Below are 23,754 nucleotides of genomic sequence, written 5' to 3' on the forward strand. Positions count from 1 at the left end.
AACGCCGCATTCGCGGAAGCGTTCACTCGCCAATATGGATGATGAAAGGCACTGATATGAAGGTGACACGACGAACCGTGCTCTCGGCCACGGCCCTAGCTGCGGCGACCACCCTGGCACTGACGGCATGCGGCTCCGGAAACGAGCCTGCTGCCTCCTCCGCCGCTAAGCCCTCGAGCAGCGCTCCGGCCAGCGACGCCACGCTGAGCGTATGGGTTGACTCGAACCGCGCCCCGGTGCTGAAGGAAGCCGCGGCCGAATTCACCGCCTCCTCGGGCGTCAAGGTCGACCTGGTGATCAAGGACTTCGGCAAGATCCAGGAAGACTTCCTGCGTCAGGTGCCTTCCGGCAAGGGTCCGGACATCACCATTGGCGCCCACGACTGGCTGGGGAACCTGGTCAAGAACGGCGTGGTGCAGCCCGTTGAGCTTGGCGACAAGGTCAACGACTTCCAGGAAGTGACCGTCGACGCGATGAGCTACGACGGCAAGGTCTACGGCGTGCCGTACTCGACCGAGAACCTGGCCCTGCTGCGCAACACCGAGCTGGCCGACAAGGCTCCGGAAAGCTTCGATGACATGGTCAAGGCCGGCAAGGACTCCGGCGCGAAGTACCCGTTCCTGGTCCAGGTGGGCACCGAGGGCGACCCGTTCCACATGTACCCATTCCAGATGTCCTTCGGCACCCCGGTCTTCGGGCAGAACGCCGAGGGTGGTTATGACCCGAGCAAGCTCGAACTAGGCAACGCCGGCGGCGAGAAGTTCGCCACCTGGCTGGCCAAGCAGGGTAAGGCCGGAGTGTTCAACACGAACATTGACGCCGACATCGCCAAGGAAAAGTTCAACGCCGGCGAGTCCCCATTCTTCATCACCGGCCCATGGAATGTTGAAGATGCACAGAAGGCCGGCATCAAGCTGGCCGTGGACCCGATCCCGAGCGCCGGTGGCGAGCCTGCCGCACCGTTCGTGGGTGTTCAGGGATTCTTCGTCTCCTCCAAGACCAAGAACCTGCTGGCCGCTTCGGAGTTCCTGACCAACTACATCGGCACCGAGGCCGTGCAGACCAAGCTCTACGAGGCAGGTAAGCGCCCGCCGGCAAACAAGGCAGCCTTTGAGGCAGCCAGCCAGGACGAGTTGGTTTCCTCCTTCGGACAGGTAGCCGCCGACGGTGTGCCGATGCCGAACATTCCGGAAATGAACGCCGTCTGGGAGTTCTGGGGTGTCGCCGAGGCCGACATCATTACGGGCAAGGCCAAGGATCCGGTCAAGCGTTGGAACGACATGGCCAAGCAGGTCGAGTCGGCCATCTCCAAGTAGTTTGACCCCTTGGGTGCGGGCGCGCGTCCTATCGGGCGCCCGCACCCTCATTAGTATTCGACGAAGGCCAGGACATGACCATGACCTCCCAACGCCCCCAGAGGGTTAAAACGCGCCGCGCGGCTCAGCCCGTCGCCGTACCTGCCGATCGGGTCGGCATCAAGACGTTGCTCTTCAAGATCGTGCTCTTGGCGATTCTTGACGCATTTGCGGTGATCGCCATCTTCATGGCGGTTGCCAAGGATTCCCCGTTGATCGCCGGCGCCTTGGCGCTTGTGACGCTACTGGTCAACGTCGTCTACCTCAAGCGCGGATGGCTTCCGGCCAAGTACTTGGTGCCGGGCACCATTTTCCTGCTCTTGTTCCAGGTTTTTGTCATCATCTATACCGGGTACATCGCCTTCACGAACTACGGTTCGGGGCACAACTCGGATAAAGACGATGCGATCATGTCCCTGCAGCAGACCAACCTAAACCGCGTTCCGGATTCCTCCGGTTACCCGGTGCGCGTCGTTGAAGGCGCCGACGGGTTGCAGCTGCTGGTCGAGATCGATGGCCAGCCAGCGCTCGGTGACAGCGATGATCCGCTGACCCCGATTAGCGCCGACGAGGCCGCCTCCCTGTCGATCCTGCAGTTCGGGCAGTTGCTCGAGCGCCAGCAGGAACTGGCCGAATTGGCCGTCCCGGTGTCGGATGACCCCGCCGAGGGCATGTTGCGCACCCAAGATGGTGCCACGGCCTATCCGTATACCTCGAGCCTGAAGTACGACAAGGCACAGGATACGATGACCGATACCACCACCGGGGTTGTCTACCGCGATATCGGTACCGGCGCCTACACCGCCGAGGATGGCAGTGAATTGATGCCCGGCTGGGCGGTGAATGTGGGGATGGATAACTTCACCAAGGCACTGACCGACTCCTCGATGCGCGGCTCGCTGATCCAGGTCACCACCTGGACCTTCGCCTTCGCCTTCATCTCGGTGGCCTCGACCTTCTTCCTTGGGCTATTTTTGGCCATCGTCTTCAACGACATGCGCATGAAGGGTCGCAAGATCTACCGCGTGCTCTCGATCCTGCCCTACGCCTTCCCGGCGTTCCTCGGCGGCCTGGTCTGGGCCGGTATGTTGAACCAGGACTTCGGCTTCATCAACCAGACCCTGTTTGGGGGCGCGGCGATCCCGTGGCTCACCGATCCATGGCTGGCCAAACTTTCGGTCCTCTGGGTGAACCTCTGGCTCGGATTCCCGTACATGTTCCTGGTGTGCACCGGTGCTCTGCAGTCGATTCCGAACGAGCTGTCCGAGGCCGCCACCATTGACGGGGCACGACCCTTCCAGATTTTCCGGCTCATCAAGCTGCCGTTGCTCTTGGTTTCGGTGGCTCCGCTACTGATCTCGTCCTTCGCGTTCAACTTCAACAACTTCAACATCATCTACATGTTGACCAATGGTGGACCACGCATTCAGGACTCCGATCTCGGCGTTGGCTCGACCGACATCCTGATCTCCATGGTTTATAAGGTGGCCTTCGAAGGCGCCAACCGTGACTACGGACTTGCCAGCGCCTTCTCCATCATCATCTTTGTGATCGTGGCGATTATCGCGGTGATCAGCTTCAAACAGACCAAGGCGTTGGAGGACTTGAACTAATGACGACGCTCAAACTCACCCCGACCCGCCGCACCTTTGGCCAGTGGTTTGCAGCCACCGGCTGGCGACACCTGATTGGTGTTGCCCTGGTCATCTACTCGGCGTTCCCGCTGCTCTATGTGCTCTCGGCTTCGCTGAACTCCGAAGGCACCCTGCTCTCCTCGAACGGTCTCTTCCAGGCCGTGAGCTTCGATAGCTACGTTGAGCTCTTCCAGAACCCGCAGCGACCCTTCGCCGCATGGTTCGTCAATACGCTGTTTATCGGCCTGACCACCTCGGTGGCTTCGGTGCTGTTGGGAGCCATGGCCGCCTACAGCTTCTCCCGCATGCGGTTCCGCGGACGTCGTTTGGGGCTGGTATCGCTGCTCGTGGTGCAGATCTTCCCGCAGCTGCTGGCCGTGGTGGCCATCTTCATCCTGCTGACCACCCTGGGCGATGTGTTCCCGATCCTAGGCATCGATAACCAGATCGCGCTGATCATGGTGTATCTCGGCGGAGCGCTGGGCATGAACACCTACTTGATGTATGGCTTCTTCAACACCGTGCCGGTGGAAATCGACGAAGCCGCCAAGATTGATGGAGCCGGTCACGCCCGGATCTTCTTCACTATCATTCTGCGCTTGGTGGCTCCGATCCTTGCCGTGGTCTCGCTGCTGTCCTTCATCGGTACTACCTCAGACTTCGTGATCGCCTCCGTGGTGCTGGTTTCACCCGAAAACCAGACGCTCGCGGTGGGCTTGTTCCAGTACGTCTCGGAAGAATTTACCTCTAACTGGTCGGTCTTTGCCGCCGGTGCGGTACTTGCGGCCATCCCAGTGATGGCGCTGTTCCTCTTCCTTCAGAAGTACATCGTCGGCGGTCTCACCGCCGGATCGGTCAAATAACCAGTCACGACAAGTGTGGGCCCGGGGCGAACCCCCGGGCCCGCACTTGTTTAAGCTGTGGATCGTCGTGCCTCGTGGTTGAGCAGATAGCTCAGGTGCACACCGCCCACGCAAGGCACCCACACGAAGCTTGCCTGTACAAGGTAGCGAGTATGACGGTGCTAAGGGTCCGGTAACGGCTAGGGGCTTGCCCTTAATCGTGTTCGGGATCAGGTTCCCACGCACGTAGCTCATCTCCCATATGACGGATGAGCTCCGAGGCCAGCACCGTCTGGCGCCGCCGTGGCATGGTGAGGATCTGTGCCGAGCGTTGCGCGAGCGCGGGATGAGTGAACGGAATGAAGCGCAGGTCGGAGGTCACTCCGGGCCGTCGGGCGTAGTGGCTCAGCAAGGTTGCACCTTCGCCACTGCGCGCGAATTCCAGAGCCGGGTTGAGATAGTTGGTGGCCAGAACGATACGCGGCCGCAAGCCCTCCATTTCAGCGGCGATGTCGAAGAGCTCGCGCTGGGTAACCCCGCGTTCGGGCATGGCCAGCGGGTAGCTGCAAAACTCCGACAGTTCAACGCGACTGTGCAAAGAGAGCGGATGATCACGATGCACGACCGCGTAGCCCGGTGCCGGGCAAGACAACTCAACTTTTACCTCGTGTTGCGGGCCTAGGGCGAAGACCGCCGCGATATCGGCCTCTCCTTCCACAACGCGTTGTGTGGCCTCCTGCGAAGCAAGGACGGATAAGCGTACCGTCACCTCCGGATACTCCCGATTGAAGCGGCTGATTGCCGCCGGTAACGCGAATGCCGAGAGTCCTTCGGAGGCCGCCACATGGATTCCACGCCGAGTCCCGGCAGCCAATTGGCTCAGATCCTCGATGAGTTGTTCGCCTTCGGCCTCCGCTCGTCGGGTGTGAGCTAGAAGTAGCACTCCGGCGTCAGTGAGCTGCATGCCGCGGGGATGTCGGCGGAAGATCGGAGTTCCTACCTGACGCTCGAGCTGTGAAATTTGTCGGCTGATCGCGGAAGGAGAGACCAGCAGGGTAGTGGCTGCCTCTGAGACGGAACCTGTGCGAGCGACCTCGTGGAAATAGACCAAGGCCGTGGGCAGCATCTGCATCTTAGACTCCTCATCCGTGGGTTTGACTTCAACGCAAAGCGCATGCGCAATTCGGCACTGGTTCGTGATGGTATGGCGAGCTTACTGTGAATTAGATTACTGGTCGACCCGAGGGGAAATATCGTGGCACTACGCGATGAAATCATCGAATTGTCCGAAAGTCGCATGGATTCTGGACGTTTCTTTGCCGACCTTAGCCAATTGGTGGCCTGTGCCAGTGTCAGCACCAACGGCCAGGACGGGTTTGCGCTCAGCACATATCTGAGGAGCCACCTGTCTGAACGTTTGCGACGCATGGGTTTTGTGATCACCCTAGACGAGCAATGGAACGGTGGGCCGAATTCTTTCCTGCGCGCAGCTCGTTTCGAGTCCGAGGAACTCCCCACGGTTCTCTGCTATGGCCACGCAGACGTGGTCGACGGGCAGGCTGCCGAATGGTCCGCGGACCGTGAGCCGTTCGTCCTGAGTGCCGAGGGAGAGAAGTGGTACGGGCGGGGGACTGCGGATAACAAGGGCCAACATCTGGTCAATCTGACCGCGCTCGAACTGCTGCTCGAGGCTCAAGGGTCCTTGGGGTTCAACGCGATCTTCCTTTTCGAGGCCGGCGAAGAAATCGGCTCACCCGACCTGGCCGAGTATGCCCTAGCTCATCGCGAGCAGCTGCACGCCGACATTTTCATAGGTTCAGACGGTCCACGGCAGGCCGCGGGCCGACCCACGATCTTTCTCGGCGCTCGCGGCGGCTTGTCCTTTGAATTGTCCGTCGATCTGCGCGAAGGAGGCTTCCACTCCGGGAACTGGGGTGGCCTGCTGCGTAACCCGGCCACCACACTTGCCGCGGCCATTTCAACGCTCGTCGACGGGCGGGGTCGAATCCAAGTGCCAGAATTGTTGCCGACCGAATTGCCAAAGTCGGTCCGGGCGGTGCTCGACGGATTGGATCTGCCACGCGAGATTGGTGATCCGGCGGTAGACATCGAGTGGGGTGCCGAGGGGCTGACCCCGGCCGAGCGTGTCTACGGGTGGAACACCCTTGAAGTCCTGGCCATGCAGGCCGCCGACCCACGGCACCCTGTCAACGCCATCCCAGGCACAGCCACCGCGGTGCTGCAGTTGCGTTTCGTTGCGGGGACCGACATCGAAAAGGTGCCCGGCGCAATTCGTCGTGCCCTCGATGAAGCCGGACTCGACATGGTCACGATCCGCCAGCGCGAGTCCTTCCCAGCCAGTCGCATCGAACCCGATAACCCTTGGGTGACGTGGGCCGCGGATTCCATCGCAGGAACCACGGGCCAGCAACCAGTGATCCTACCCAATATTGGAGGATCGCTACCGAACTATGTATTCGAAGCGCTCCTTGGTTTGCCCACTGTATGGGTTCCGCATTCCTACCCGGGGTGCCGCCAACATGGGCCGGATGAACATGCCCTCGAACCTATTCTGCGTCAGGGCCTGGCCATGATGTGCGGGCTGTTCTATGACCTCGGAAATCTTCATCACGTTCCAACAACTTTCCACGCACTGACGGCCTCGCAGTAGGCCTAGAAAGAGCCATCATGAGTAATCCACTCGAGCCTAGTACCGCCACGGCGGCCCCCGTCGTGCCCGCGCGTCCCCAGTCGATCCGCCGTGGCATCGTCGCCGCGACCATCGGCAATGCCTTGGAATGGTACGACATGGGCGTTTACGCCCTACTGGCCATCTATATTGGCCACAACTTCTTCCCGTCGGATAATCCGGCCATTGAGGTCGTTCAGGCGTTTGCCGCCTTCGGCATTTCATACCTGATCCGGCCGATTGGCGGTTTGATTCTCGGTTCATACGCCGACCGCAAGGGCTCGAAGAAGGGGCTGGTGCTGACCATCCGGCTCATGGTCTTGGGTACTGCACTTATCGCCATGATGCCCAGCTTCGACAGCATCGGCCTACTAGCTCCCGTCGGTCTGATTCTGGGCCGTCTGATCCAAGGGTTTTCGGCCGGAGGTGAGTTCGGTGCGGCCACGTCCTACTTGCTGGCCCAGCACGAGGGCAAGCGTGGGTTCCTCGGGAGTTTCCAATTCGCCAGCCAGGGCCTTGGCGCTTTGGTGGCTGCCATCACCGTGGCCACCCTGACGGCGGTGTTTTCCGAGCAACAGATGAACGACTGGGCCTGGCGTATCCCTTTCGTGATCGGACTACTGGTCGGACCGGTGGGCTGGTGGGTCCGTCGGCACGTCGACGAGGCACCCATTGCCGAGACTACCGGAGGCAAGCGGAACACTCCGGTGTTGGAGATCTTCCGCTTCCAGAAGGCCTCGCTATTCATGGCTGGCGGCGCGCTGGCGATTTCCACCGCGCTGAACTTCGTGTTGCAGTACATGCCCACCTACGGCATCAAACAGTTGGGGCTCGACCCGTCGATTTCCTTCACGACCCTGATCCTTACCGGCGTGATCCTAACCTTCGTCACCCCGGTGGTCGGATATCTCTCCGACAGGGTGGGTCGTATGCGTCTGATGATCCCTGCGGCGATCCTGATTGGCACGCTGACTATTCCGCTGTTCTTCGGGCTGATCGCTGGCAAGAACTTCCTCGTTCTCGCCCTGGTTATGGTCCTGTTGGGGGTGCTGAAGGCGTTGTATTTCGGGGCGTTGCCCTCGGTGATGGCCGATGTCTTTACGAAACAGACCCGGGCCACCGGCCTATCGTTCAGTTACAACGCTTCGGTGGCACTCTTTGGCGGGTTCACGCCGATGATCTGCGCATACCTTATCGAGGTGACCGGCCAACCGATCGCCCCGGGCTACTACCTCGCAGCACTTGCCACGTTGAGCATTATCGCTTTGGTTTCGTCGATGAAGTTCCGCGCGGTGCACTAGGACCTTACACGTACTAGCCCGCGGTGCGACAGGAGTGCTCTGGCATCGCGGGCTTTGCCCATATCTGTGCGTGGGACTGATCGGAAAATTCGTGCTTGAAAGCCCAGCGCCGAAACTACTTTGTGCCCTGTCTTCCGCCGGAGATGGTGCCTAGCGGCGCGGCCGCACGGAGCAGCACGGCCCAAGACCTAGGCTACGGCCGGAAGTTTGCCAATGGTTACCGGGCAGAAAAAACCGGCTGGGCGCTACGGATATCCGTACTGCCCAGCCGGGTAGGTTGTTTCTGGCTGCTTATGCGCCGCGGAACCCGGAGATCATCGGGCACTCGAAAGGATCGCGCGCCGAGAGGCCTACCTTGTTCAGGTAGTTAATGACCTGTGCGTAGGATTCACGGACCGAGGCGACGGTGTAGGGGATCTGGTGTTCGGCGCAGTACTTACGCACGATCTGGGAGACCGCGGCCAGGTTTGCGCGTGGCATCGCGGGGAACAGGTGGTGTTCGACCTGGTAGTTCAGGCCGCCGAACACGGTGGAGAGTACCGAGTTACCCCAGCGGCTGCGCGCCATCACATTGCGGCTGGTGAGCACCTGGCGGGAGAAGAAATCGATCTTGGCGTTTTGCGGAACCATGGGCATACCTTTATGGTTCGGGGCAAAGGAACCGCCCATGTAGATGCCGAACACGGCCAACTGCACACCCAGGAAAGCAAAGGCCATTCCGACGGGTAGGAAGATGAACAACAAGGCGACGTAGATGCCAACGCGGATGGCGATGGTGCTGAGCTCGCGCTTGCGGCGCTTGGCACGTTGAGCGGTGAACAGGTGTCGAATCGACTGGTAATGCAGATTCAGGCCCTCAAGCGTGAGTAGCGGGAAAAACAGGTAGCCCTGACGTTCGGTGATCCAACGCAGCACGCCGCGCTGTCGCTTGGCGTCCTCCGGCTGGAAGGAGATAGTGTCCCATTCAATGTCGGGGTCCTTGCCGATGGTATTCGGCGTGGCGTGGTGCTTGCTGTGTTTGTGCATCCACCACTGGTAGCTGATTCCCACCACGCCATTGGCGAGGAAACGGCCGAGACGGTCGTTGTTTTTCCCCGAGGTGAGGATCTGTCGGTGGGCCGCCTCGTGGGCGAGGAAGGCGAACTGCGTTAGCAGTACGCCGAGCGCGCCGGCAATCAGCAACTGATACCAGCTATGCCCAAGGAGCACGAAGCCCGCGATGGCTCCGCCGAGCAACGCGGTCAGGGCGATGCCCATCCCGAGGTAGTGCCCGCGACGTCGGCCGGTGAGCCCAGCTTCCTGAACCAAGCGTTTGACGTGGAAAAAGCTCTTGGGGTCGCCCGGACGTACGTCGGGCGTCGAGGGAGCTGGAGGGGTAAGTAGAGTGGATCGGGTGAAACTCAACGAGTGGATCCTAACGGTGGTAGGCGGCGACCTTGCAGTCGAAAGAACTGAAAGGCTCGGCTCCTATACCTTGAGTCTACGCACCGCACCTGTGTATGCCCTGATCTTTTGAAAGTTTTTCGGTGCGCGTAACCGTTGTGCGGGAGCGCCGGTTGCGGATCGTATACACAGGTCAGGTAACTCTCTGTGCCGGTATTTAGTGGTGGTGCGCTCGGGGTCGGCGGAGCTCAACTCGACGGTACCACGTCCTGTAGCGACCCGACCCGCCTGCTGGCGCTATTGCAGATGCACGGTGCCTTGCTCCACCAACCAACGTTGGTCTAAGCGCACGGTGTCAAGCATGCGGCGATCGTGGGTGACCAGTAATAGGGCTCCCTCGTAGTTTTCTAGGGCTTGTTCCAATTGCTCAATGGCCGGGACGTCTAGATGATTGGTCGGCTCGTCGAGGACCAACAAGTTCACCCCGCGGGCTTGGAGCAGGGCCATGCCCGCACGCGTGCGTTCACCGGGGGAGAGTTCTCCGACCGGGGCCGCACACTGGGCGGTCTTTAATCCGAATTTAGCCAGCAAGGTGCGCGCTTCGGCCGGAGCAAGATCCGGTAGTTGTTCCTCGAAAGCCTCGCCGAGCGGTCGCTCGGAACCCAGATAACTACGGGCCTGGTCGATCTCGCCCACCGCAATGGATGCTCCTAAACTTGCGCTGCCGCCCTGCGGGGACAGCTTGCCCAGAAGCAACTTCAAGAGAGTCGATTTGCCAGCCCCATTCGGGCCGGTGATGCCAATACGTTCACCGGCATTCACCTGGACCGACACTGGCCCTAGGGTGAAATCGCCGAGCGTGATTTGCGCATCGTTGAGGGTGCAAACTACGGAGGAAGAACGCTCCGCGGCGGCGATTGAAAACTGCAGCACCCATTCTTTGCGCGGCTCGGCCACCTCGGTGAGCCGGGCAATCCGTGACTCCATCTGGCGAACCTTTTGCGCCTGCTTCTCCGAGGATTCGGAATTGGCCCGGCGCCGCACCTTATCGTTATCTGGTGCCTTGCGCATGGCGTTGCGGACACCCTGAGAGGACCACTCGCGCTGGGTACGCGCCCTAGAGACCAAATCGGCCTTCTGATCGGCGAACTGCTCGTAGGCCTCGCGCGCGTGACGCCGGTTGATGGCTCGCTCCTCCAGATAGGACTCGTAACCACCCTGATAGACGGCCACCTGCCCTTGAGCCAGATCGAGCTCCACGATCCCTGTGGTGCATCGAGCCAGGAATTCGCGGTCATGGGACACCACCACGACTCCGGTGCGTAGTGAGGTGATGAAGTTTTCCAAGCGTTGCAGGCCGTCAAGGTCCAGATCATTGGTGGGTTCATCGAGCAGGACGGCATCGAAGCGGCTCAGTAGCAGCGCAGCCAGCGCGATGCGGGCGGTCTGGCCACCCGAGAGCGCGGTCATGTGCGTGGTTGCTGGCAGGGTGAAACCGAGTTCGGCGAGCACGACGGGAATGCGGTCCTCAAGGTCGGCTGCACCGCTAGCCATCCAATGATCGAAGGCTGCCGCGTAGGCGTCGTCGGCGCCGGGCTGCCCCGAGCCGAGCGCCTCGGCGGTAGTCTCCATGGCGGTCGTAGCTTGGGCGCATCCGGTGCGCCGGGAGAGGTACTCGGCAATGGTTTCGCCGGGAATGCGCTCATGTTCCTGCGGCATCCAGCCGATGAATGCACCATCCGGTGAGGTAGATACCGTGCCGGACAGTGGCGTAGCGACCCCGGCCAATAGCCGTAACAGCGTGCTTTTACCGGCGCCGTTCGCTCCCACCAGTCCAAGGACGTCTCCGGGGGCCAGCGTGAAATTCAGATTTTCGAAGAGGGTGCGATGGCCGTGGCCTCCGGTGAGATCCTTGGCCACTAAAGTTGCGCTCATTCCGGTAATTCTAGTGCGCCTGTGCCTTCTAGCTGGCGGACTTGTAGCCGGTCACCGTCGCGGACAAGTTCGAGCCGTCCATCGCGTGACTCCATGGACCAGCCGTGGACCGGAAAGTTTCCGTCCGGGTATTCTCCGCGACCAGCCAGTTCAAAGGTGATCGGCGCGGTCTGTCGATAGACCCGGAAAGACTCATATCTCATTCCACTAGGGCAGACGACCACACTATACCCGTCGACTTTGCTGGCCTTGGCACACGGAAAAAGATTTGGACCAAGCAGGGATAGGCCAAGGAAAAAGAACCAACACAACATGCAGAACATGGTTGCTATGAGGGCAACGATCCACGCGGCATCTCGCTGCCACACTTTCGGTAGCGCGCCGATCGCCGGAGGAAGCAGGTTATATAGCGCCATCGCGGTACACAGTCCGCTGAATAATACGGAGAGGACTACGTAGTGACCGACATCCACCCCTAGATACAGAACCAGCCGCAGGTCAGCCGAGAAGGCTGTTGAGTACACGAAGTAGGCAAAGTAGAACAACAACGCCATCAGTGTGAAGGCCAACCCACGGTGGATTCGCCGGCGCAAGGATCGTGGCGCTTCGGCTACGACCTGTTGTTGAGTGCCCAATCGTTTCCCTCGCTTGCCTCGCGCCAGCGCAAACCGGCCGCCCCTGGCTAGGACCCGGTACCTGCGCCATCCCTGCTTGAAGCCTACCGGGCGGCCTGGGCAAACCGCGGAGCATGCAACGATCTGGTGGGACGAGACATAAGCACGATAGCCGCTCGGCGCGCGCAAAAGCCCGCCGCCGACACAGGATCATCCTGCGCCAGGGGCGGGCCGAGCAACCCATGGTGGGTGTGCGGGTTTTAGAGCTGGTTGCCCAACTTGAAGCCCTTGGAGGCTTCGCCGTGGTAGCTACCGGTCTCGTCGCCCGAGCGAGTGTAGGAGAAGCCGTCTGCGCCTACGGTGACGTCCATTTCAGAGTCATCGGTGCGCTCGATAACTTCCTGCACGTTGCCGTCGAGATCCAGCACGTAGGAGGCCTCGGTGTACCAGGAAGGGACCACCGGGTTACCCCACCAGTCACGGCGCTGGTTATCGTGCACATCCCAGGTGATGACCGGGTTGTCCGGGTCGCCGGTGTAGTAATCCTGGGTGTAGATCTCAATGCGGTGACCGTCGGGATCCAGAATGTACAGGTAGAAGGCGTTGGACACACCGTGACGGCCCGGGCCGCGCTCGATGCGGTCCGAGATGCGCAGCGCGCCCATCTTGTCGCAGATCTGGATGATGTTGTGCTTCTCGTGAGTGGAGAAGGCCACGTGGTGCAGACGCGGACCGTTGCCGCCGGTCAGGGCGGTGTCATGCACGGTGCCCTTGCGGTGCATCCATGCCGCGTAGGTGGTGCCAGCCTCGTCCTGGATGTCCTCGGTGACCCGGAAGCCCAGATCCTCAAGGTACTTACGGCCTCGCGGAACATCCGGGGTGACCTGGTTGAAGTGATCCAAACGGACTAGTTCGCCAGCGGAGTACAGGTCGTAGCGCATGTGCAGACGCTCTACATGCTCGGTTTCGAAGAAGAACTCGTACGGGAAGCCCAGCGGATCTTCGACGCGTACGGCATCGCCGATGCCCTTGACGAAACCCTCGCTACGGCGTTCGGTGCGGCAACCCAGTTCCTTGTAGTAGGCCTCGGCCTTGTCCACGTCTTCGGTGGAACGCACACGGAAGGCCATGGCCTTCAGCGCGGCTACTGGACCCTTGGTGAGTACCAGGTTGTGGTGGATGAACTCCTCGAAGGAGCGCAGGTAGATCTGGTTCTCGTCTTCCTCGGTGACGTGCAGACCGAGCACGTCGACGTAGAACTTGCGCGAGGCCTCCAGATCGGTGACGACCAGCTCGGCGTAGGCACAGCGCAGGATGTCCGGGGCCTGGACGCTGGGCTTAGGGATTTCGTTGCTCATGAGTTGCTCCTTTGCAAAAGATGGGGCCGGGGCCTAGGCGCCGAATTTCGGGGTGTGCACGTCGCCGAGCGTGATGTGCACGGCCTGCTGGTCGGTGTAGAAGTCGATGGAACGGTAGCCGCCCTCGTGGCCCAGACCCGAGGCCTTCACGCCGCCGAAGGGGCTGCGCAGGTCACGCACGTTGTGCGAGTTGAGCCACACCATGCCGGCCTCGATGGACTGGGCGAAGTTGTGAGCGCGCTTGAGATCGTTGGTCCACAGGTACGCGGCCAGGCCGTACTTGGTGTTGTTGGCCAGCTCCAGTGCTTCCTCTTCGGTGTCGAAGGGGGTGATTGCCACAACCGGGCCGAAGATTTCCTCCTGGAAGATCCGGGCATCCGGTGCCACGTCGGCGAAGACGGTCGGTGCCACGTAGGAGCCGTTTTCCTGACCCTCGGGCAGGTGCTCGGGACGACCGCCACCGGCCACCAGGCGGCCCTCGGACTTGCCGATCTCGACGTAGCTCATCACCTTGTCGTAGTGCTCCGGGTGAACCAGCGCACCAACCTGGGTGGCCGGGTCATGCGGGTCACCGACCTTGATGTTCTTCGCACGGGCGGCGTAGGTCTCGACGAACTTCTCGTAGATGCCGCGCTGGACCAGAATGCGCGAACCGGCGGTGCAGCGCTCGCCGTTGAGCGAGAACACGCCAAAGAGCGTGGAGTCGATGGCCGCATCGAAGTCGGCGTCCTCGAAGACGATGGCCGGGGACTTGCCGCCCAGCTCCATACTCATGCCCTTGAGGTGCGCCGCGCAGTTGCGGTAGATCAGCTGCCCGGTGGAGGATTCGCCGGTGAAGGAGATCAGCGGGACGTTCGGGTGCTTGACCAGCGCGTCGCCAGCTTCTTCGCCGATGCCGTTGACCAGGTTGAACACGCCAACCGGCAGACCGGCGGATTCGAAGATCTCGGCCCACAGCGAGGCGGAGAGCGGGGTGAATTCGGCCGGCTTGAGCACCACGGTGCAACCGGAAGCGATGGATGGAGCCAGCTTCCAGGACTCCAGCATGAACGGGGTGTTCCACGGGGTAATCAGCCCGGCCACGCCAATCGGCTTGCGGTTCACGTAGTTGATCTGCGAACCCGGGACCTTCAGCGCGGTGTCGTGCTGGGCCACGATCAGGTCGGCGAAGAAGCGGAAGTTCTCCGCTGCACGCTGTGCCTGGCCCTTGGCCTGGGTAATCGGCAGGCCGGTGTCGAAGGTCTCCATCTCGGCCAGGCGGTCCTGCTGGGCCACCACGGCGTCGGCGATTGCGTAGAGAACATTGGCGCGTTCGCGCGGCTTCATCTTCGACCAAGGGCCGTTGGTGAAGGCCTCGGAGGCGGCAGCGACGGCGGCGTCGATATCGGCCTGCTGGCCGGCGGCGGCCGTGGCGTAGGGGGTGTTGGTGACCGGGTCGAGAATCTCGAAGGTCTCACCGTTGATCGAATCGACCCACTGGCCACCGATGTAGTGCTTCAGGTGGGTGGGCAGGTTCTCGGGAACGAAGTGCTTGCTCATGGAATATTGTCCTTTCGCGGGTCGTGCGTTGGGTCTGCGGGTTAGAGCGTCGAGGGCGGAAGCCCGGCGCGTTCCAGGTAGGCGTTGAGGGTATTGGTGCGGTGTTCGCGGGCGGCCAGTTCGATGGTGCGCGCATCGGCGTTAGAGGCGATCAGTTCGAGCAGCCGATCATGTTCTTCCACCGAGGCGTGCGCCCGGTTTGGAATCTGAGTGAAGGAGCTCGAACGCATCGCGGCCAGTCGCCGCCAGCCGCGCTGGACCAAATCCAGAATGTGCGGGTTCGGGCAGCGACCGTAGAGCAGCTGGTGGAACTCGTTGTTCAGCATGGTGAAGCTGACCGGATCGAAATCGCTGAGGCATTGACGCATGCGCTCGTTGAGTTCGCGGGCCTGGGCCAACCATTGCTCGTCCATCAGCGGGGCGGCCAGCGCGGTGGCGGCCGGCTCGATCACGGACAGGGTCTGCATGGTGTGCAGGTACAGGGTCGAATCCACATTGGCCACGGTGGCACCGACATTGCGGGTGAAGTTCACCAGCCCTTCGGCTTCGAGGCGACGGATCGCCTCGCGCACCGGAACCACCGAGCAACCGAGTTCATCGGCGATCGTGCCAAGTACGAGCCGGTAGCCGGGGGAGTAGTCCCCGTCGGAGATACGCTGTGAAATCAGCGCGTAGGCGGCCTCGGATTTCGACGGGCTCATTACAACTCCCATGAGTCCAGCTCCGGGCTACCGGCATCCTTCCACGCCTGGTACTTGGCCTTCCACTCGGCGTTCATCGGGAACAATCCTTCGATGCCGTGTCCGCGCTTGACCATGGCGAAGATGAACTCGTCATTGGACTCGGTCACGGCGGCCTCTGCGGCTACCTCGGCGACCAACGCCGGGGGGATCACCACGATGCCGTCGGAGTCGGCGACGATCACGTCACCCGGCTGGACCGAAACACCGCCGCAAGCCACGGTGATGTCGCGATCCCAGGCCACATGCTTGCGGCCAAGCACGGCCGGGTGGGCGCCGTTGTAGAACACCGGGATGTCCAGATCCGTCACCGCATTCAGGTCACGTACCCCGCCGTCGGTGATGATGCCGGCGGCGCCGAGGGTTTGGCTACGCAGCGCCAGAATGTCGCCGAGGGTGGCCGAGCCGGTCTCGCCGCGGGCCTCCATGACCAGGATCTCTCCGTCCTTGACCGCGTCGATGGCCTGCTTCTGAACGTTATATCCGCCGCCATGGGCCTTGAAGAGGTCTTCGCGGTTCGGGATGTAACGCAGGGTGCGTGCGGTGCCAATGACGCGCTGCATGCCCTTGGTGGCGCCGGGGACCTCGATGTTGACGTTATTCAGGCCGCGCTTACGCAGGGTGGCCGAGAGCGTGGCGGTGGCCACCGATTCGAGCTGGGCGCGGACCTCATCGGTGAGCACGTCCTTGCCGGTGAGCTCCGGGGCGAGCCCGGCGGATTCGCGGTCCCCGTAGGCGTCTTCCTTGTCCTTCTCGTTGACCTGCGGCTGGTTGCCGAAGTCGGCGAAGGTTTCGGTGGCTTGGACGGCGGTGGTCTTCAGTTTGCCGGTGCTGGCCCCGGTGAGCAGGTCGGTGACTTCGACCTCAACCACGTCGCCGGGGAAGAACACGGTGGAACCGGCCGGGGTGCCAGTGAGGATGATGTCGCCCGGGTGCAGGGTCATTTGCTGCGATAGGTCGGCGATGATCTGGGCGAAAGAGAAGAGTAGTTCCGAGGTGTCTGCATCCTGGGCGAGCTCGCCGTTGACCCAGGTCTGCACGCGCAGCTTGGACGGATCGATGTCGGCGGCGTCCAGTGCGGTGGGGCCGAGTGGCGTGTAGCCGTCTCCGGACTTCGAACGAATGTTGGAGCCCTTGTCGGCGTACTTCATGTCGTGAACGCCCAGGTCATTGGAGGCGGTGATGGAACCGACGTAGTTCCATGCGTCCTCGACCGAGACGCGGCGGGCTGCGGTACCCATGATCAAGGCGATCTCGCCTTCAAAGGCAAGAAGTTCCGTGCCTGCGGGACGTTCGACGGTGGAGCCGCTGACGGCCAGCGAGCTGGAGGCCTTCATGAAGTAGCTCGGGAATTTCGGGGTGCGTCCCCGCTGGGCGGCGCGCGAGGCGTAGCTTAGGTGGACGGCCAAGACCTTACCGGCCTTCGCGAAGGTCGTTTCATCCACCGTGATCGGGGTGCTCATCGATCGTCCCTCTTTCGTCGTACATCAAATCGTATACGATCTAGTGTGATACGAGTCTCCGAGGTTGTCAAGGGCGTGGAGAAGCGGACCTGAAGCCAGATATGGCCCAGAGGTCCGTGGTCAACTGGCCGCCTGATGGAGCGCGCACCAGATTCGGAAATATGGGCCGGGAGTAACGCAGCAAAAAGAGAAGGGGACCGTGCGACGCCTAACGTACTAGGCTCGTCGCGCGGTACCCCGAAAAAGTAGGTCTCGTTAGCGCTACAAGGTGACCTGACCCTGAACGCACGTGGTGACTTCTCCGCCGACCCAGATAACGTCCCCTTCGATGGAGATCTGTACGCGGCCTTCATAGTCGATCGCGGTTCCCTGCGCGGCGATGTAACTCGTATCGGCCACACCGGTATCCATTAGCCACCGAGCTAAACCTGCGTTCAGGCTGCCGGTCACCGGATCCTCCCACACGGGATCACCGCCGACGAAGGCACGAACTTCGAAGTCAGTTTCATAGCCGGGCTCATGGGGGCCAACCACACCAATGCAGAGGGAACCGAGATTGGCCGGATCGGGCGCTAGTTCAAGCACCTCGGCTGCCGAAGCTAGCCGGATGCCAATCCATTCCGGGCCGTTGACGATCCATGAAGCATCGAGAATGAGCTCCCGAGGAATACTCAGAGCTCGAGCAATCTCGTGGACGAGTGGTTCGTCCGCCGGTTCATAGCGGGTCAACGGTGGTGCCGCGAAAGCAAAGCGTCCGTCCTCTACGCGGACGGTCACCAGCCCGGCACCGCATTCCTGTACGAGATATCCCTCCCGCTGCGGAATGCCGCCGGCGCCCAACCATGCCGCAGCCGAGCCGAGGGTCGGGTGCCCGGCGAAGGGTAGCTCATGGGTGGCCGAGAAGATCCGCACGCGATAGTCGGCTGCCGGATCGGACGGTGGTAGCAGGAAGGTGGTTTCGGCCAAATTTGTCCACTTCGCGAAGCGCTGCATTTGATCGCTGTCTAGCGACTGAGCGTCATGAACCACCGCTAAGGGATTACCGCGATACGGGGTTGGCGAGAAAACATCTACTTCACTGTAATTTCGTGCGATCACGCCTCTAACCTAACAGTTTGCACGGCCCAGCTTGGACGTGCGCCGCGGGTACGAGGCCGACCTGGCTATGCCTCTTGGGGGCTCTGCGAGATAGGCTCCTGCTAGCCCCAGGGGGCCGAAGCTGGGATGGCGGAAGGGTGATTGGTAATTAGGGGCATACCGCCTGTGCGCGTGGGCTGCCGGCGGCGGCTCCGCTGTTGGCAGCTCATCTTCCTGAGTGGGTATTTGGGCTTCTGTGCGGTTGACTGCTTGCCCTGAGCTGCTGATGGTCCGGGTTTGGATTGTGATGGTACGTCCCGGATTTCCGTCTCGCTCAACGTAAAGCGTTGAGAGCTTTTCTGTCGACGTAAGCTAATGGTCTTCAACCGAGACTCTCTGGACTCTGACTTTCTGTTGTGACAGGCTTAGTCCGTTCATTTTCTTTATCGTCGGAGGATGCAGATGTCTTTCAAGTGCAAAATGTCCGCAGCGTTGCTTTCGCTGGCGATTATCGGCGGTTCTGCCGTAGCTGGTGCTGCTCCTGCTAATGCTGGTACTTCGATCCCGTCTACGTACAACGGCGGAACCGGGCTCTACTACAAGTTCTATGCCTCGACCAACACGTTCTGCATCAAGCACAACAATCCCGATGGGACTGCTGTGGCGCAGTTTGAGCGGGGTAGCACGACCCATTACTTCCTTTACGCCGCCTATGGCAGTGGCTGGAACTGTGCGAACCTGACCTACAACAACCCTCTGAACGAGGGCGACTACGTGAAATTCACTCTGATCATGCATTCTGACGATCCGATGCGTCGTTCCTCGGGCTACATCACCATCTAGTTCGGCCGGGGACGTACCGCGGCGGTGGGCCTGCTGCAGAGGCCAGCCGGTGCCATCGGAACGCGCAGGCCACCAGCCTCCCTCGGGGCCCGGGTACCAGGTGCGTTACCGAGAACGAGGCGTGTACCGGTTTCACGCCAGGTCTCGTGAACCGGAAGCGCCAGTGGCGGACGGTATGTCTTGCATACCTTTTGCGCTCGTCGTGACCACGGGGCCGAGATTCCTGGGAGCGTTTCTCCTGATCGCGCGGAACTCGTCAGCCTGGTGCCTGGTTGGTGGGGGACATACCGCCCCTCCCATGGGCCTGCAGCGAATCCGGATCCGGCCGCCAGATACGTGCCCTGGTCACTGCCTCCAGTTGATAGTGGTCCCTGTGCGTTGCCCAGGGGCACGGGCTCAACCCGGCCTTGGCGCTAAGCCAGGCCCTCGCGGACCGATCTCTGACCAGTGATATATCCTTGCCTCTGCAGTTCTTGCTCTCCGGGGCTTCGGGTGCTGGTATGCCTGCCGCCCCTGTAGGCTGCTCACTCCAGAAGACCGGCAGCATGATGTGCCAAGCAGGCGCTCGCCGTTGGGAGGAACGGCCCGCCCGCCTCGTATGCCTTCCGCACTTTCACTAACAAGTTCCCGTATTGTCCAAAGCTGGTCCCAGGGAAGCAGCAGCTCCTCGTGCCTGGAGCGGGCTCATGACGGTACGTCCCTCATATCGTAGCTGCACCTGCTGTGTTCCAGGGCGCTCGCCGGAGACTACCAACTGGGTTGGTTGAAATGCCTAGTCAGGCGGTGGCGGTTGCTTTAAGCCAGGGTGACCTCTTGAAGACCGGCATGATGGGTGGCATGAATTCCTTAAACGATCTATTAGCGCCCTTACCCTCAGTGGCAGCGTTCTTTGCCGCGGTCTCTGGTCTGATCACGGTGGTTATGCCTCTGTTTAGTTCTGGCGCGCGCTATCAGAAGAAGGCTGAGTTTTGGCGTGAAGAAGTCAACGAGAGCCGCAACGGGCCGCTCACTGCGTTCTTTCAAGAGAAGCACCGATTTTATTTGGCGAAGGTCTATGCGCAGTCGTTTTTCAACGCCAGTGTCTACGCAAGGACGGTAGTAATCGCTGTTGTCTGCTGGTTCCTCGCAAGCCTTGTGTGCATGGTCTTGACAGCGGGCACTGACGTTTCGGCTGATTTTATGGAGACTGAATCACTTGTTACGGCTCTGGTGCTAGGAACTTTGAGCTTGATTTATCTCGCACGGTGTTTCTATAAGTTCATGGACAATACACTCCGCCGCCGAATCGCCTTTGAAGCCGTTGTGAATGAAAAGCAGCCACCGTCCGCCACAGGTGCCTTGCCCGGTTTTCGCAGAGGGGTACTTTCGAGTGCTCTGTTTGCCGGGGGCGCTGTATGTCTCGGAAGCTTTCTAGCGTTCACTCTTGCTGCTGCCAGGAGAGATGCCCCAGTTGACACAGCTGCAGCGCCCTATGCGGTTTCTTGTGCCCTCCTTCTGGTGCTTGCCTTCTCTGCGCGTGGGCACTGGTATGAAAACGTCACTACTCCTGATCTGAGGGGTAAAGAAGTGAAGCGGAGTGATTCGGCGTATCTTTTCCACCGAAAGCGCCGCAACCACGGGGCTGGAAAATCAAGAGCTTAGACATTTGCTTGGCTTCTGGCGTGTGCTGCAGGCCTGGTGGGGACATACCACCGGGCGGGGTGCCTGCCGCGCGGCCGCCGGCGCCTTCCAGCGGGGTAGGTACCTTCTTTGGGCAGGTCGCCCTGGGCACGGTCAGCTGGTGGTACGTCCTCGACTTCCTTCAGCGGTTGCTGCTCTCGAAGATCCGTATCTGCCTGCTACCGGGATTTGGTCGTCCGGTCTTGGCAGGTGACCGGTAGGTCCCCCACCTGCACACCTGGCGATGGTAGGGCTTATTGCTGTAATCCAGGGTTCAGCACGGGCCGCTGCGTCCTGTATCTATTGCGTTCCTTGTGCAGCTGGTGAGTGCGCTCGCCGTGCGTCAGGATGCGTCAGCATTTGCCGAGATTCAAGCTAGTGGATCATCGGCCCTGAAGTTGGTCTGTTGGCCTGAGCGGGCTTGGTATGCGGTTGTGCGCTGCATCTGGCCTCCTGGGCTGTCCAGGTGTGCAAGGCATAGCAACGCTGATGTGGGGGACAGCTGGTAGGTTTCATCTCAAACCCCTGAGAAGAGCGCGGGAAACGAGGGAAAGGAGCCTTGCGATGCGGTGGGCCTTGTTCGACGGCACGCAACTGCTGGACGCGACGGAACTGCATGAGCAGGACCGTGAGTATTATCGAGGCCGTTTGAGCTGCCTTGACCAAGTATGCGGCGTGCAGATGCATTGGCGTAAGCGTTCCAAGGACGGCAAGTCTGCGACCTTCTTCGGGCATCACACCGAGGGGTGCGAGTATAGCTCGAAGAGCGATGAGCAGATTGAACTGCAGCGTGCTGTCGAAGAGTTCAAGGCTATCGCCAACACCGCCGATGAGTTGGTCATCCGCGTCGATCCTCTTCCGCAGAACCGGGCGGTGACCGATGAAATCCCAGACGCCTCCAGAACCCCTGGGCGGACCCACCAGCATCAAGGCGCTGACAAGCAGCGGCGAGCCGGGTCTGTGGGCTACGGGCCTTTGCTGGGCATGTTGATTACTGATCCAAACTTCCGCCAGAGCAGGAGGGCTTTGACGCTGAGTGATAAAACCCGCACAACGATCGCCGATGGATGCGTTTACGTCGATGACTTCACTTTGCGGGGCACCACAATGATCCTTTGGGGACAGATTGGAAACGTGCGAGGGAACTTCCTCAATACTGGGTATGCGGGCGAGAAGAAGCCGTCCGTACTTCTGTACAAGGAGGCAGCTTCCGTCGTGAAGGACTCACTGAATCTGGAGGAGCTCCATGAGCTGAGTGGATGGTATTTTCTGGTTGAGGGTCGATTCCAGGAAAGCTCTAATGGTGGGCCCTACGTATCTCTCGACAGTGCCCGGAAGATCGCTTTCCTCCCACCCCAGAACTCAGCAAACTAACCTGCTGAAGGCTGGGGACATACCACCGGGCGGGCTTACCTGCAGCGGGCTGCCGGCGCCTTTCTTAAAGGGGCTTGGTCTTCGGCCGCCGGTGGTACCTGCACCGATTTCTCCAGTGGTCGATCGTGATGACCAAGGCCTCGACGAACCTGGGTTGGCCTGTGACGGTATGTCCCTAGCTATACGCGTTGCCTCTTGTACACCGGGCGCTCGCCGTTTGCTGATTCGAGGGTGTTTTGCCGGTTGTGGGTCTTGTTTATGAGTCTTTTTCTTGGGTCGGTTCGAAGATGGTGTGGAGGTAGGTGATGCCTCCTTGGTTCACGCTGTCCTCGGCTAGCCTGTACACCTCCTGGTGGAAGTCATTGTCGGTTCCGGCTGCGTTGAGGCTCGTGCGTACGGGGGTGAACTTCCGCAGGGGGTTGGATACGCCGTCGTAGGTGCGTCCCGTGTTGTCGACGGTCAGTATTTGCAGAGGTTGCTTCCCTGTCCACTCGATGCCGACGCGAACTTCATACTCGTCGAGGTTTTGTGTCTCGGCTACGGCGCGGATGAGAGCAGTGAAGTCGGAGATGCCGCATTCGATTCCTCGGCTTTCAACTTCCCATCCTTCGAGATTCCCATCAAAACTTTTACGGTGGGCTCCGACGGCGGCTGCGAGAGTTACTGATCCATCGTGATGGGCTTCGGCCCAGGCCTCGCGCCATAGCTGTTGCCCGGAGGTTGCTGTGTTGACTGCGACCCATCGGCGGAGCCCTGGGCGCGGGTTAAGCCTGTCCACATTCTCTAGCGGATGGACACCACTGTTCTTTGAGAAGCGTAGTGTCACAGCCTCAGCGCGCTCAAAGATCGCTCGCGCTTTATCTCGGTCCGGACGGGCCAAAAGAGCAGGAATACGTGGGCGGGCGACCGCAACGAACCACGCTCGCTGGTCCGTGTCACGTCCCGCGGCGGCTTCATCATAGAGCGCATCGATGGCTTCGGAAGATCGCCGGCGCTCGTCGAATCGCGCCCGGTACATGGCTTCGATCTGCCGTTCTCGCATCCAAACGGTATCTGCGTCGTTGCGTATGGGCGCGCCGAAGTAGTCGTTCCTGTAGATGAGATGGGGTCCGTCGACACTGGCAGGAATCACGACCGCCACGGCGAGAGGGTCAGTGCCCAGGCGATAGATGTCCAAGCCGAATACTGGTGGGGAGATCGCGCTGACTGCGGCACTGCGGTAGGCCCGTTCGTGTCCTTCGGTGAACTCGCCGGTATCTTTCCGCCCGGTTGCCGATTTCTGCGATTCCTCGACTCCGTAGATGATCATTCCTCCGCCAGCGTTGGCCATCGCTGCGATGTCCTTGGGAACATCCGACTGAGGCAAGCCCTTAATCGGAGGCAGCTCTGACTTCCAGTCCAGATCGTCCGTTTCTCGTACACCGGCATTGATTGCGGCATCCAATAATTCGTCAGTGAGCGGGCTTGGCGCGGAGCCAAGAGCGCGATGCAGTGGCGTGAACTTCATGAGGGAAACTATAGATGGCCGCTTGCCCGCTGGGGGCCGACCGTATTGACATCGCGACGAGGAGTAGTATGAGCGAAACGCTGGGTCGCGATTCCGAGCGCACTTTCTGCCTCACGCGCGGCGAAGTCTCGCTATTCCTCACGGACTTTGGTGGTTCCGGAGCTCCAGTTCTCCTGTTGCACGGCCTAGCCGGAAGTTCTCGGGAACTGCGCGACACGGCGCAAGAACTTTCGGGCACCTACCGCGTTATTCTGATGGACCAGCGGGGACATGGTCGAAGCACTCGGCGCCCCTCCGATCTCTCGCGTGATGCGTTCGTAGCGGATGTCGAGTTCGTGCTCGAGAACGTATTGAAGAGTGATCCCTGCGCGTTGATCGGGCAATCCATGGGCGCGCATACAGCTTTCCTGACCGCTGCCAAGTGACCGGATCTTGTTCGGC

Annotated in this window: 20 protein-coding genes; 10 read left to right on the forward strand and 10 right to left on the reverse strand. The window is 60.8% G+C overall.

Going from position 1 to position 23,754, the window contains the following annotated elements:
- The first annotated feature begins 56 nt into the window (after window positions 1–56).
- From ACJD00_RS06615 to ACJD00_RS06625, 3 genes are all read left to right on the forward strand, one after another.
- The gene (locus tag ACJD00_RS06615) at window positions 57–1,316 is read left to right on the forward strand and encodes a sugar ABC transporter substrate-binding protein (RefSeq protein ID WP_418909014.1); all 1,260 of its coding nucleotides are present in this window, start codon (window positions 57–59) and stop codon (window positions 1,314–1,316) included.
- Window positions 1,317–1,390: 74 nt separating this feature from the next.
- Complete coding sequence (locus ACJD00_RS06620) at window positions 1,391–2,968, forward strand: ABC transporter permease subunit (RefSeq protein WP_418909015.1); 1,578 nt, start codon at window positions 1,391–1,393, stop codon at window positions 2,966–2,968.
- Window positions 2,968–3,852 (forward strand): sugar ABC transporter permease, encoded by an 885-nt coding sequence (locus ACJD00_RS06625; protein ID WP_418909016.1) that lies wholly within the window; start codon window positions 2,968–2,970, stop codon window positions 3,850–3,852. Before ACJD00_RS06620 ends, ACJD00_RS06625 begins: the two co-directional genes overlap by 1 nt.
- Before the next feature lie 193 nt (window positions 3,853–4,045).
- Here ACJD00_RS06625 and ACJD00_RS06630 read toward each other — a convergent pair whose 3' ends face one another.
- Window positions 4,046–4,963, reverse strand: coding sequence for a LysR family transcriptional regulator (locus ACJD00_RS06630; protein ID WP_418909017.1), 918 nt, complete (start codon window positions 4,961–4,963; stop codon window positions 4,046–4,048).
- A gap of 123 nt (window positions 4,964–5,086) precedes the next feature.
- On the opposite strand from ACJD00_RS06630, the gene ACJD00_RS06635 reads away from it, so the two are divergent.
- Both ACJD00_RS06635 and ACJD00_RS06640 read left to right on the forward strand, forming a co-directional pair.
- A complete protein-coding gene (locus ACJD00_RS06635; protein WP_418909018.1) occupies window positions 5,087–6,502 on the forward strand; it encodes a M20 family metallopeptidase in 1,416 nt (471 codons plus the stop codon).
- Window positions 6,503–6,519: 17 nt separating this feature from the next.
- Entirely contained in the window at window positions 6,520–7,821 is a 1,302-nt protein-coding gene (locus ACJD00_RS06640) for an MFS transporter (RefSeq protein WP_418909019.1), read from the forward strand.
- A gap of 291 nt (window positions 7,822–8,112) precedes the next feature.
- Here ACJD00_RS06640 and ACJD00_RS06645 read toward each other — a convergent pair whose 3' ends face one another.
- From ACJD00_RS06645 to ACJD00_RS06680, 8 genes are all read right to left on the reverse strand, one after another.
- The gene (locus tag ACJD00_RS06645) at window positions 8,113–9,225 is read right to left on the reverse strand and encodes a fatty acid desaturase family protein (protein ID WP_418909020.1); all 1,113 of its coding nucleotides are present in this window, start codon (window positions 9,223–9,225) and stop codon (window positions 8,113–8,115) included.
- Window positions 9,226–9,501: 276 nt separating this feature from the next.
- Window positions 9,502–11,139, reverse strand: coding sequence for an ABC-F family ATP-binding cassette domain-containing protein (locus ACJD00_RS06650; RefSeq protein WP_418909021.1), 1,638 nt, complete (start codon window positions 11,137–11,139; stop codon window positions 9,502–9,504).
- Window positions 11,136–11,708: a hypothetical protein gene (locus ACJD00_RS06655; RefSeq protein WP_418909022.1), complete on the reverse strand. Its 573-nt coding sequence runs from the start codon at window positions 11,706–11,708 to the stop codon at window positions 11,136–11,138. The genes ACJD00_RS06650 and ACJD00_RS06655 overlap by 4 nt, the downstream gene beginning before the upstream one ends.
- Before the next feature lie 305 nt (window positions 11,709–12,013).
- The gene (gene hpaD, locus ACJD00_RS06660) at window positions 12,014–13,111 is read right to left on the reverse strand and encodes a 3,4-dihydroxyphenylacetate 2,3-dioxygenase (protein ID WP_418909023.1); all 1,098 of its coding nucleotides are present in this window, start codon (window positions 13,109–13,111) and stop codon (window positions 12,014–12,016) included.
- A 33-nt stretch (window positions 13,112–13,144) separates the two neighbouring features.
- Entirely contained in the window at window positions 13,145–14,650 is a 1,506-nt protein-coding gene (gene hpaE, locus ACJD00_RS06665; protein ID WP_418909024.1) for a 5-carboxymethyl-2-hydroxymuconate semialdehyde dehydrogenase, read from the reverse strand.
- A 41-nt stretch (window positions 14,651–14,691) separates the two neighbouring features.
- Window positions 14,692–15,351 (reverse strand): GntR family transcriptional regulator, encoded by a 660-nt coding sequence (locus tag ACJD00_RS06670; protein WP_418909025.1) that lies wholly within the window; start codon window positions 15,349–15,351, stop codon window positions 14,692–14,694.
- Window positions 15,351–16,853, reverse strand: a complete 1,503-nt coding sequence (locus ACJD00_RS06675; RefSeq protein WP_418909026.1) for a fumarylacetoacetate hydrolase family protein — start codon at window positions 16,851–16,853, stop codon at window positions 15,351–15,353. The genes ACJD00_RS06670 and ACJD00_RS06675 overlap by 1 nt, the downstream gene beginning before the upstream one ends.
- A 261-nt stretch (window positions 16,854–17,114) precedes the next feature.
- Entirely contained in the window at window positions 17,115–17,951 is an 837-nt protein-coding gene (locus tag ACJD00_RS06680) for a PhzF family phenazine biosynthesis protein (RefSeq protein ID WP_418909027.1), read from the reverse strand.
- A gap of 441 nt (window positions 17,952–18,392) precedes the next feature.
- Here ACJD00_RS06680 and ACJD00_RS06685 point away from each other — a divergent pair, with 441 nt between their 5' ends.
- The 4 genes from ACJD00_RS06685 to ACJD00_RS06700 all read left to right on the forward strand — a co-directional run bounded on the left by ACJD00_RS06685 (window position 18,393) and on the right by ACJD00_RS06700 (window position 21,806).
- Window positions 18,393–18,773, forward strand: a complete 381-nt coding sequence (locus tag ACJD00_RS06685) for a hypothetical protein (RefSeq protein ID WP_418909029.1) — start codon at window positions 18,393–18,395, stop codon at window positions 18,771–18,773.
- A 759-nt stretch (window positions 18,774–19,532) separates the two neighbouring features.
- Entirely contained in the window at window positions 19,533–20,414 is an 882-nt protein-coding gene (locus tag ACJD00_RS06690) for a hypothetical protein (RefSeq protein ID WP_418909030.1), read from the forward strand.
- Window positions 20,415–20,473: 59 nt separating this feature from the next.
- Window positions 20,474–20,653 (forward strand): hypothetical protein, encoded by a 180-nt coding sequence (locus ACJD00_RS06695; protein WP_418909031.1) that lies wholly within the window; start codon window positions 20,474–20,476, stop codon window positions 20,651–20,653.
- Between the two features lie 343 nt (window positions 20,654–20,996).
- Window positions 20,997–21,806 (forward strand): hypothetical protein, encoded by an 810-nt coding sequence (locus ACJD00_RS06700; protein ID WP_418909032.1) that lies wholly within the window; start codon window positions 20,997–20,999, stop codon window positions 21,804–21,806.
- A 256-nt stretch (window positions 21,807–22,062) separates the two neighbouring features.
- On the opposite strand, the gene ACJD00_RS06705 is transcribed toward ACJD00_RS06700, so the two are convergent.
- Complete coding sequence (locus tag ACJD00_RS06705; RefSeq protein WP_418909033.1) at window positions 22,063–23,313, reverse strand: helix-turn-helix domain-containing protein; 1,251 nt, start codon at window positions 23,311–23,313, stop codon at window positions 22,063–22,065.
- Between the two features lie 68 nt (window positions 23,314–23,381).
- On the opposite strand from ACJD00_RS06705, the gene ACJD00_RS06710 reads away from it, so the two are divergent.
- Complete coding sequence (locus tag ACJD00_RS06710) at window positions 23,382–23,738, forward strand: alpha/beta fold hydrolase (RefSeq protein ID WP_418909034.1); 357 nt, start codon at window positions 23,382–23,384, stop codon at window positions 23,736–23,738.
- The last annotated feature ends 16 nt before the right edge of the window (window positions 23,739–23,754 follow it).

It is taken from the genome of Glutamicibacter endophyticus (genome assembly GCF_048457885.1).
In the GTDB taxonomy this organism is placed as follows: Bacteria; Actinomycetota; Actinomycetes; order Actinomycetales; family Micrococcaceae; genus Glutamicibacter; species Glutamicibacter endophyticus.